This window comes from Dyella sp. (genome assembly GCF_036746095.1).
Taxonomy (GTDB): Bacteria; Pseudomonadota; Gammaproteobacteria; order Xanthomonadales; family Rhodanobacteraceae; genus Dyella_B.
Genome location: NZ_DAIOEU010000025.1, coordinates 50,641 through 61,152 on the forward strand (window position 1 = coordinate 50,641; position 10,512 = coordinate 61,152).

Annotated in this window: 11 protein-coding genes; 2 read left to right on the forward strand and 9 right to left on the reverse strand. The window is 62.2% G+C overall.

What is annotated here, in order from left to right; all coding sequences use genetic code 11:
* Positions 1-92: 92 nt before the first annotated feature.
* Positions 93-725 (reverse strand): PQQ-binding-like beta-propeller repeat protein, encoded by a 633-nt coding sequence (locus tag V7M64_RS11930; RefSeq protein WP_333679369.1) that lies wholly within the window; start codon positions 723-725, stop codon positions 93-95.
* Between the two features lie 33 nt (positions 726-758).
* On the reverse strand, positions 759-1,979 hold the full coding sequence (locus V7M64_RS11935; protein WP_333679370.1) for a helix-turn-helix domain-containing protein: 1,221 nt from the start codon (positions 1,977-1,979) through the stop codon (positions 759-761).
* Positions 1,980-2,263: 284 nt separating this feature from the next.
* On the opposite strand from V7M64_RS11935, the gene V7M64_RS11940 reads away from it, so the two are divergent.
* On the forward strand, positions 2,264-3,031 hold the full coding sequence (locus V7M64_RS11940) for a DUF899 domain-containing protein (RefSeq protein ID WP_333679371.1): 768 nt from the start codon (positions 2,264-2,266) through the stop codon (positions 3,029-3,031).
* A 154-nt stretch (positions 3,032-3,185) separates the two neighbouring features.
* On the forward strand, positions 3,186-3,959 hold the full coding sequence (locus V7M64_RS11945) for a DUF2182 domain-containing protein (RefSeq protein WP_333679372.1): 774 nt from the start codon (positions 3,186-3,188) through the stop codon (positions 3,957-3,959).
* Positions 3,960-4,058: 99 nt separating this feature from the next.
* On the opposite strand, the gene galU is transcribed toward V7M64_RS11945, so the two are convergent.
* The 7 genes from galU to V7M64_RS11980 all read right to left on the reverse strand — a co-directional run.
* A complete protein-coding gene (gene galU / locus V7M64_RS11950; RefSeq protein WP_333679373.1) occupies positions 4,059-4,937 on the reverse strand; it encodes a UTP--glucose-1-phosphate uridylyltransferase GalU in 879 nt (292 codons plus the stop codon).
* A gap of 152 nt (positions 4,938-5,089) precedes the next feature.
* Positions 5,090-6,985 carry a nucleoside-diphosphate sugar epimerase/dehydratase gene (locus tag V7M64_RS11955; RefSeq protein WP_333679374.1) on the reverse strand — a complete coding sequence of 632 codons (1,896 nt, stop codon included), beginning with the start codon at positions 6,983-6,985 and terminating at the stop codon, positions 5,090-5,092.
* Positions 6,972-8,015 (reverse strand): glycosyltransferase family 4 protein, encoded by a 1,044-nt coding sequence (locus V7M64_RS11960; protein WP_333679375.1) that lies wholly within the window; start codon positions 8,013-8,015, stop codon positions 6,972-6,974. Before V7M64_RS11960 ends, V7M64_RS11955 begins: the two co-directional genes overlap by 14 nt.
* The gene (gene lapB / locus V7M64_RS11965; protein WP_333679376.1) at positions 8,008-9,183 is read right to left on the reverse strand and encodes a lipopolysaccharide assembly protein LapB; all 1,176 of its coding nucleotides are present in this window, start codon (positions 9,181-9,183) and stop codon (positions 8,008-8,010) included. The genes V7M64_RS11960 and lapB overlap by 8 nt, the downstream gene beginning before the upstream one ends.
* Positions 9,180-9,440 carry a DUF1049 domain-containing protein gene (locus V7M64_RS11970; protein ID WP_333679377.1) on the reverse strand — a complete coding sequence of 87 codons (261 nt, stop codon included), beginning with the start codon at positions 9,438-9,440 and terminating at the stop codon, positions 9,180-9,182. The genes lapB and V7M64_RS11970 overlap by 4 nt, the downstream gene beginning before the upstream one ends.
* A gap of 144 nt (positions 9,441-9,584) precedes the next feature.
* Positions 9,585-9,911, reverse strand: a complete 327-nt coding sequence (locus tag V7M64_RS11975) for an integration host factor subunit beta (RefSeq protein ID WP_333679380.1) — start codon at positions 9,909-9,911, stop codon at positions 9,585-9,587.
* A gap of 41 nt (positions 9,912-9,952) precedes the next feature.
* Positions 9,953-10,512: S1 RNA-binding domain-containing protein (locus V7M64_RS11980; protein ID WP_333679378.1), on the reverse strand; the 560-nt coding region annotated here is incomplete at its 5' end.

Consider the following 10,512-nt stretch of genomic DNA (forward strand, 5'->3'; position numbering starts at 1 on the left):
CCAGCGGCGCGATGGCAGACAGCTGGACCAACCGCAACCTCATGGTCCTCGCTCCCGTTTTCGTGGGAATGACGGCCATGGAATTACGTGCATCATTTGGGTTTGGCGATAACCCTTACTTTTCCGCTTTTCCCGCCACCACAGAAAAATCGGTCGCTGCCGTCGGATTCCAGCCCCGACACGCCCATGCCGGCTGGCATGTCGAGCTGTTCCAGCACTTCGCCGGTTTGCGGATCGACGCGCAGCACTTCGCTCTCATCGCCTTCCCACGTGGCATGCCACAACTCGCCGTCGCTCCAGGTAACGCCGGTAACGAAGCGATTGAACTGGATGGTGTCGAGCACGGCGCCGGTGTCCGGATCGATGCGATGGATCTTCCGTTCCCGGTATTCGCCAACCCATAGCGAGCCTTCTGCCCAGGCGAGGCCGGAGTCACCGCCGCCACCGGGCGCCGGGATGGTGGTGAGCACCTGGCCGCTGTTGGGATCGATTTTCTGGATGCGGTCTTCGGCGATCTGAAACAGGTACCGGCCATCGAACGCCGTGCCTGCATGCGAGGCGACATCCATGGATCGCACCAGCGTTCCGTTGTCGGGATCGAGCGCGTTGAGCTTGTCGCCAGAGGCGAACCAGAGGTGCTCGCCGTCATAGGTCACGCCGGCCACCCGATCGATGCCGGGGTACGGGCCATACTCATGGATGACCTTGGCAGGGGATCGTTTCATGTCGTGAGTCCTGATCGATGGATGACAGTCATCCTAGTCGCCGGGCAACGGACCGGGGAGTAACAAAATCGACAGAACATCCGGTACCGGCGGCGCCATCCAGCGACGTGCCGGTCCACGGCCGAACGACTGCACCTTGCCGGTTGCGGCTAGCGATTCGAGCGCCCGCTGCACGGTGCGCGGGCTGGCGCCCAATACCAGGGACAAGGCGGAACTCGACCAGGATTCACCATCTGCGAGCAACGCGAGCACCGCGGCGTGCCGCTCTTCGGTGGGCGGCGCCAGCACGACGACGTCGCTGGCGCGACGCGGTACCAGTGCAAAGCCATGCGCAGTTGCGCTTACCTCGGCCATCGGTCGCAACATGGCACGCAATCGTCCCATTTCGACGCGCAAGCGTGCGCGATGCGATTCATCGGCGTGTCTGGCGCGAAAGGCACCGGCGATAAGCAAGCTTCTCGATACGTCGGCTGGCCAGGCTTGCGCGAGGTGACGCAACAGCGCGAACAAGACCGGGCGTGTTGCCAACGAGATGACGGTGTTGTCGCCATGCACGACACGACGGCATGCATCCACCACGAAGGTGGGTGATGCCAGCAGCGTTTCGGCTTCCTCCAGCCGCAGCAAGCGTTCTTCGCCGCCTGCGATCAGGCGGGCGGCCGGGGCATCCAAAAGCCGCGATGCGCTTTCGACTTCCGCCATCAACGCGGGAATCTTCGCCATGTGCGCAGCAAGCCCTGCCCTCGCCAACGCAGCGCGTGCACGCTGGGTTTGCAGGCGCCGAATCGCCATACCTGCCACGACAAGTTCGTGCGCGGCGCGCGATGCCGGAGGAAAGGGGGTGGGATCGAGTTCCGCGAGCATGTGTTCCGCGTCATCGATGCGGCCAAGCAGGAGCAAGCGCCGAATTTCGATATTGCGCGCATGCGCGGCATTGATGCGGTCGCCATGCGATTGCAGCGTGGCACGGGCGGTTTCGAGCGCCTTCACCGGCCAGTTCAAATCGCGCGAAACGAGTGCAATTTCAGCTTCGGCGACGATGCATCGGGCTCGCGCTACCGCCTCTTTCGAGCCGAAGCCGCGTGCAGCACTTCGCAGCAGCGCCTTGGCGCGAACGAAATCGCCGAGCTGCGCCATGGCGATGCCTCGCAGTGCAAGGGCGGGGGCGTCGTCACGCAGGGCAACCCGCTTGAGGGCGCCAAGGGGATCACCGGTAGCGAGTGCGCGCGCGGCCGCTGTGATCAGTGAGTCCATTAGAACCTGTTCACGAGCTCGGCGTGGTTTGGGTTGAGCCTGAGCAGCCGTCAGGTGGTCGTGCGCGGCGCAGCGCCAGACTGACGGCCTGGTCAAGCCGCGCGCGGCCGCATGTCGGCTGCTCAGGCTCAACACGAGCCGCGAGGAGGTCGTGAACAGGTTCTAAAAATCGCGCCACACTTGTCACTCCCGCCCGTTCGGGACCTGAGCGTCAACTATAGCCCATGGCCACGAGGCACCTGGCTAGACCCACGACCAACGCATCTGAGAGAACGGAGCAGACCATGACCACGCATACGATTGGCACACGCGAAGAATGGCTGGCAGCGCGCATCGAGCTGCTCAAGGTGGAGAAAGAACACACGCAGCGGGGTGACGAGCTGGCACGCCAGCGCCAAGCGCTGCCGTGGGTGCCCGTCAACAAGGGCTATCGCTTCGATACCGACGAGGGTGGCGCTTCGCTGGCTGACCTGTTCCGCGGGCGCTCGCAATTGCTGGTTTACCACTTCATGTTCGGGCCGGATTTTGCGGCGGGTTGCCCGTCCTGCTCGGCGATTGCCGATGGTTTCAATGGCATCGCCACGCATCTGGCCAACCACGACGTGATGTTGTGGGCGGTATCGCGCGCACCGTTGGGAAAATTACAGGCTTACAAGCGGCGGCTGGGATGGACGTTCCCGTGGGCGTCGTCGCAGGGTAGCGATTTCAATTTTGATTTCACTGTCTCCATCACCGAAGAGCAACAGCGCGAAGGCACGCATGAATACAACTACGAACGCGGTGGCCATGCGATGGATGCCACCACTGAGTTCCCGAAAGTCGTGCTCGACCAAGCCAAGGCGACTGGAACGGATGCGCTGACCTATGTGCGTGAAAGGCCGGGCGTAAGCGCGTTCGTGCTGGAAGACGGCGTTGTCTATCACACCTATTCGACTTTCGCGCGCGGCTTGGATGGGCTGTGGGGCATGTTCCAGTGGCTGGATCGTGCGCCGAAGGGCCGCAATGAAAGCGGTGTCTGGTGGCGCCGCCACGATGAGTACGGCAAGCGGTAAGGCACCCGGGGATAACCCGTCACCCCGGCGAACGCCGGGGCCCCGCGACTTTCGGACCATGGCTCGCCGGCGTTTGCCCGACGGCTTCCTCCGAATGTCGAAAACGCGGCACCTGCTACGTCATCCCTATGAGAGCTGCTGCATCGAGACAGCCATGACCACCTCGCAGACATCCGAACGCTGCTTTTTCGCCACTTCGGCAGCGCTCTTCGCCATCACTGCGGCGCTTACGATTGCCGGGAGCACGTCCATGTCCACCATGGATGCCACGCCAATGCCTGGCGGCTGGACGATGTCGATGATGTGGATGCGCATGCCCGGCCAGACATGGGGTGGTGCGGCAGCATCATTCATCGCCATGTGGTGCGTGATGATGGCGGCGATGATGTTGCCGTCCTTGATCCCTACGCTGCGGCGCTATCGCCAGGCCGTCAGCGCAACCGATGGCAGGCAAGCGGGGCTGCTTGCTCTGTTGGTGGGTACGGGCTATTTCGTGGTGTGGACTGCGTTTGGGATGCTGGTCTTTCTTTTGGGCGCCACGCTCACAGCAGCGGAAATGCAGTGGCCAGCACTGGCGCGCAGCGTGCCACTGATGGCCGGTGCGATCGTGCTGATCGCCGGCGCCGTGCAATTCACCCACTGGAAAACCTGCCGCCTCGCCCGTTGCCGGGAAGCGCTACGCCACACGGCTGCGTTACCTGCACACGCCACGTCAGCGTGGGAGCAAGGCATGTATCTGGGGCTTCATTGCTGCCTGAGTTGCGCCAATCTGACCGCGATTCAATTGGTGATCGGCGTGATGGATTTGCGTGCGATGGTGTTCGTGACGGTAGCAATCACTGCCGAGCGGCTGGTGCCTGCAAGTAAGCTCGTAGCGCAAGCCATTGGGCTCGTGGCGATCGGTGCGGGAATGGTGCTGCTGGTTTGATCGCAGGTTGGGATGAGGCGCAGCCGAATCCCAACGTGTACCGCGTACACCGGGAGCGTTGGGGTTCGCGTTCGCTCACCCCAACCTCTGCAAACGCCATCAATACGACTTGGCGACTTCGCGCACGACCTTCGCCAGGCCCGGATCCTGCATCGCCATATGCATGGTGGCGCGTACCAGGCCGGCCTTGTTGCCGCAGTCGAAACGAGTGCCTTCGAAGCGATAGGCCAGTACCTTGCCCTGCTCCGTCAGCAAGGCCTCGATGGCGTCGGTGAGCTGGATTTCGCCGCCTGCGCCGGGCGTGGTCTGTTCCAGCAACTGGAAAATGCGGCCGGGCAAGACATAGCGGCCGACCACGGCGAGGTTGGACGGGGCATCCGCCGGCTTGGGCTTTTCGACCATGTAGCGGATGCGCGCGCTGCGCTCGTTGACCGGTTCGGCGTCAACGATGCCGTATTTGTCGGTCTGGTCATGCGGCACTTCTTCCACCGCGATGACGCCGGCATTTTCGGCTTGGGCAAGCTCGGCCATCTGGCGCAGCGCGCCTTTGCCTTGGTTCCAGATCAGGTCGTCCGGCAGCACCACGCCGAACGGTTCATCGCCCACCACCGGCTTGGCGCACAGCACGGCATGGCCAAGGCCGAGCGCTTCGGGCTGGGTAACGAAGATGGCGCGCACATGGCGCGGCAGCGTGCCTTGCACCAGGGCGAGCAATTCGTCCTTGCCCTTTTCCTGCAATTTGGCTTCCAGCTCGTAGGCCTTGTCGAAATAGTCGGCGATGGCGTGCTTGTAGCGGTTGGTGACGAAGATCAGCGTATCGGCCCCGGCGTCGACGGCTTCATCGACGGCGTACTGGATCAGGGGCTTGTCCAGCACCGGCAGCATTTCCTTGGCGACCACCTTGGTGGCCGGAAGAAAACGGGTGCCGAGGCCGGCCACCGGAAACACCACCTTGCGCAATGCAGAGCCTGTCTTCATATTCCGAGCACCTCACGCCGGGAGCTGTTTGCTCGCAAGTCAAGGAAGAACGAAGGCGCGTATGTCGATACGCAACGGAGTGATGACGCAGGATTGCGGGCAAACAGACCCGGCGCGAGGCGCTTGGAATATGAAGACAGGCTCTTTCTCACTCACTTCTCTCCAATGTCAGAACGGCGTAGCGGAATCACGTTGCTGGGTTGGGCAGCGTCGCTCCAGCTGAATGATGGAAGCAAACTGGATACGCACTGGCGCAGTTCGTCTTCATTGAAACTGTGTACGGCATGCGTGGCCTTGGCCATCTGTGCCTGCAGCAAGTCCCACGATACCGGCCGGTGCTGCGCTAGGAATATCTTGTTGTGTGTCGTCGCGCTGTAGTTTTCCAGCGGATGGAACAGTTCTTCGAACAATTTTTCGCCCGCGCGCAGGCCGGTGTAGACGATGGGGATTTCCGTGCCGGGCTTCTTGCCGGCCAGGCGGATCATCTGTTCGGCGAGATCGCGGATCTTCACCGGCTCGCCCATGTCCAGCGCGAAGATTTCGCCGCCCTGCCCGATCGCCGCGGCCTGCAGGATCAGCTGGGTGGCTTCCGGAATGGTCATGAAGTAGCGCGAGATTTCCGGATGCGTGACCGTAATCGGGCCGCCGCCCTGGATCTGCTGGCGGAACAAGGGTACGACGGAACCGGCCGAATCCAGCACGTTGCCGAACCGCACGGTAATGAAGTGCGTGTTCGAATGCGCATTGAGGTTCTGGCAATAGATTTCCGCGATGCGCTTGCACGCGCCCATCACGCTGGTCGGGTTGACGGCTTTGTCGGTGGAGATCAGCACGAAGCATTCCACGCCGCTTTCGCTGGAGAGGTCTGCCACGTTGCGCGTCGCCATCACGTTGTTACGCACTGCGGTACGCAGTTGCCCCTGTAGCATCGGCACATGCTTGTACGCGGCCGCGTGGAAAACCACTTGCGGTTTTGCTTCGGCAAACAGACGGCGCATCGCGATGGCATCGCCGCAGTCGGCCAGCACGCTATTGAGCAGCAGCTCCGGATAGGCCGCGCGCAATTCCTGCGAGATTTGATAGAGGTTGTATTCGCAGGATTCCACAATCGTGAGCGCTTGCACGCCCAGTCGCGCGACCTGCCGGCACAGCTCCGAACCAATCGAGCCACCGCCACCGGTGACCAGCACGCTGCGGTTGGTCAGGGTTTCACGGATGCGCGTCCAGTCCAGCTCGACGGCATCGCGGCCGAGCAGGTCTTCGATCGATACTTCCTTGATCTGGTTGAACTGCGCGCGGCCGGCGACGACGTCTTCCAGCTTCGGCACGGTGCGATAAGGCAAGCCGGTGCGATCACATAGTTCGACCACTTGTCGCATCTGGCGCGCACTGGCGCTCGGCAAGGCGATCAGCAGCATTTGCACGGCGGCTTCTTTCGCCACATCCGGCAGTTGTTCCAGCGAACCCAGCACCGGCTTGCCGTTGATGCGTGCGCCGCGCAGCGACCGCCGATCATCCACGAAGCCGACCACCATGAAACGGGTGTCGCGGTGCAGGTCGCGCGACAGCGCTTCGCCGGCGCTGTCCGCACCGACGATAAGTACGCGCTGTGTCTTGGCGTTCATGAAAAGGTCGATGCGGCTGTCCTTCCAGAAGCGATAGGCCAGGCGCGGCGTACCGAGAAACAAGGCCAGCACGAAGGGGTACAGCAGCAGCACCGAACGCGGCACGCCATCCAGACGTCCATACAGGAATAGGGAAACACCGATCGCCACCGTACCGACGATGGCTGCACGCAGGATGTTCCATAGATCCGGCAAGCTGGCGAAACGCCACACGCCTTTGTACAGGCCGGTCCAGGCGTAGACCATGCCCTGCACGGCCAGCACGATCGGAAATTCATACGGTTCGAACGCGATGATCAGCTTCGGATCAAGCGCGTAGCGCAATTCCTTGGCGACCCACCAGGCGATAGCCGTAACGAGCAGGTCGTGCAGAACCACTGCCGCCCGCGGATGAACTGTGCCGACCCATTTACGTATGGACATGACGAACCTTGTATCGATCCCGCTTGATCAGACGGCGCTTGGCTTGAAGCCAAACGACTGCCGCGATCGCATAAGTGACGATGCAGGCCAAAAGCCCGATCCCTGGTTTTTTGAACGCCAATGCGGCCAACGGTGCCGCGATCAGCAGATTCCACCCCAGATACCATGCCGCACTTGCCGCATGCGTATGGCCCCTGCGCACAATCCATTGATACAGATGTTCGCGGTGCGCAGCATACCAGCGCTTGCCTGCCAGCATACGGGTGAGCAGCGTAAGGCTGGCATCCGTCACGAATGCTGAACTGAGAATCAGGGCCGGCCATACCAGCGGCCAGTGCAGGCGCCACAACATGGCGGTCAGCGCAAAAAGCAGCAGGCCGATCGTGCCGCTTCCGACATCGCCCATGAAAATCCGGGCTGGCGAGCGGTTGTAATACCAAAAGCCCAGGCAAGCCGTCGCTACGCATGCGGCAGCGCCCGCAAGCGCAGGCTGGCCCATGCTCCCCGCAAGCACGGCCAAGCCACCGGCTACGAACATGCCTTGCTGCGCCAGCAGGCCATCAATGCCATCCATGAAGTTGTGCAGATTGATGCTCCACGTTCCACCCAGCACCCAGAGCGGTATCCACAGCCAGCCAAGGGGACTGACCAGGGCCGCCGAAAACAGGGCAACGGCCAATAGTTGCACTCCGAAGCGTGGAAGAACCGGCAAGGAATTGTGATCGTCCCACCAGCCGATCAAGGCAATCATCGCCGTTGCCATCAACAGCGTGAGAGCCACGTGAAGCGGCCATGGTGAGGACGGTTGCACCAGACATATCGGCATCGTCAGCAGCGTCGCCACCACGATGCCGATACCGCCGCCGCGCGGCGTCGGTATGGTGTGCGAGCGACGCTGCCCCGGCTGGTCGAGCATGCCGCGACGATGCGCATAGGCGATGGACGCGCGCACCACGCCCAACGCAATTAGCAAGGCAAATACAACGGCAAACGCGATCGGGGCAAAACCAGCCGCCATCGCGTCACTCATTGGCCACCCCGTGGATCGGGCGGATCGTGCTCCAGCCTTTGCAACTGGGGCACTGCCAGTGGTGCGCCTTGGTGCCGAAACCGCAATGGCTGCAGCGATACATCGCCTGCCCTTCGAGCAGCTTGCGCGTGAGGTCACGCAGGATCAGGAAGTTCTCGCGCGCCTCGCCTTCGATCTTGTCCATGGTGGCATCGATCAAGGCCATCAGTCCGCGCACCGAAGGACGTTGGCGCAATTGCGAGGTGAGGAAGTCGATGGCGGGTTTTTCGCCGTCGCGCTGCTGATACAGATGGGTAAGTGCAAGCACGGGCGAGATGCCGTGATAGCGCGCAAGGATGTCGCGCAGAAAACGTTCCGCGCGTTCCATCTGGCCCGACCGCGCGTAGCTATCGAGCAAGGGTGGCAGGATTTCCGGCACAAAGGCGATATCCGCCTCGACGGCGCGCTCGTAGGCATCCACCGCCTCGGCATGCTGCCCTTCTTCCGCATGCAGGCGCCCGGTGAGCATGAAGGCACGCACGCAATTTGGCTGGGAAGCGAAGGCTTGCTGCAGATATTCCCGCGCTTCGGCACGCGCCCCATGCTGGCGCGATTGCTCAGCCAGTTCGCAATAGAACTGCGCGATGGTGGTGCCCTCTTCTTCGCGCGTCATGGTTTCCAGGCGGCGCGCGTGTTCGATGGCTTTGTGCCAATCGCGCTCGTGCTGGTAGATCGCAATCAGATGGCGCAGTGCCGAGGGCGCATGCGCGTTCATCGCCACCAGGTCCGAGAACAGCGCTTCGGCGCGGTCGAGCAGACCGGCGCGCATGTAGTCTTCGCCCAGTTCCAGCAAGGCCACGGTCTTCATCCCTTCCGAAAGGCCGGGCCGGGAGACCAGATGTTGATGCAGACGGATGGCTCGATCCACTTCACCGCGACGCCTAAACAGGTTGCCTAACGCTAAGTGCGTTTCTACGGTGTCGCGGTTGTATTCGGCGAGCTTGAGGAACACCTCGATCGCCTTGTCCTGCTCTTCGTTGAGCAGATAGTTCAGGCCGCGGAAGTAATCGGAGGAGAGCTCGCTGACCTGCACCCCGGAACGTCGCACACCCGCACGCCGTGCGGTCCACCATCCACTCAGGAAGGCTGCCGGTATAAGCAAAGCCAGCAGCGAATAGAAGGTGCTCATGATGCTTTGCTTGCCTTGGCGCCTTTGACCTTGCCCGCACGCCGCCGCTCGCGATGATGGCGCGTGGTGACGCCAAGCCATGCGGTGAGGCCGCCGAGGATCCAGCCCAGCGCGAGCATGGCCAGCAAGGCCGCGCCCTTCGGAACCTGGATACGCGCAAACGCGAGGTCGTAACCGACGAGGTCCGCATTGAGCGCCCCCAGGATCACTCCCCCGGCGATGAACAGTAGCAACAGCAGCATGACGATCAATCGCATCGTGCGACTTTACCCGATTGGCTGAACAGCTCACAGGGGAAGGTGAAGAAGTGATTCAGCCGGACTCGCCACTTTTCCATGGCAAAGAAAAGGCAGGATCGGCTCGATGCCGCCTGCCTGTCGGGATAAGCACTTGCTGGAGGCTTAGCCGGCCTGCTGCTCCAGATGCAGGTTCACGCGCTCGCGCAATTCCTTGCCGGGTTTGAAATGCGGAACATGCTTGCCGGGTAACGCCACCGCTTCGCCGGTCTTGGGATTGCGACCCATGCGCGGCGGCCGGTAATGCAGCGCGAAGCTGCCGAAGCCACGGATTTCGATACGCTCGCCGCTCGACAACGCGTGACTCATCTGCTCGATGACGTTCTTGACCGCCAGCTCGACGTCGCTGAACGCAAGATGGGTTTGACGCCTCGCCAGCGCCTCAATCAGCTCGGATTTGGTCATGGGTCCCCAATGTCCGTGACGTGGAATGAATCGGGGCGGCGCAACACCGCCCCGATGCAGGCACTACATCAATCAGCCTTGTTGAGCTGCTCCTTGAGCAGCGCACCAAGCTTGGTCGTGCCACCCGACGCGGACGAGTATTCGGCCATGGCGTCTTGCAGCTCTTCCTCATCCTTGGCGCGGATCGAGAGCGACAGCTGACGGCCCTTGCGATCCATACCGGTGAACTTGGCTTCCACCTTGTCGCCCACCTTCAGATGCTGCGTGGCATCGTCGATGCGCTCCTTGGCGATGTCGCTGGCGCGGATGTAGCCCTCGACGCCGTCGCCCAGATCAACCACGGCACCCTTGGCGTCCACTTCCTTCACCGTGCCGGTGACGATCGCGCCACGCTGATGGACGGCCATGAAATGACCGAACGGGTCCTGCTCCATCTGCTTGATGCCGAGCGAGATGCGCTCGCGCTCCGGATCCACGGCCAACACCACGGCTTCGATCTCGTCGCCCTTCTTGAAGTTGCGGACGAGGTCTTCGCCGGACGCCTGCCAGGAGATGTCGGACAAATGCACGAGGCCGTCGATGCCGCCGTCCAGGCCGATGAAGATGCCGAAGTCGGTGATCGACTTGA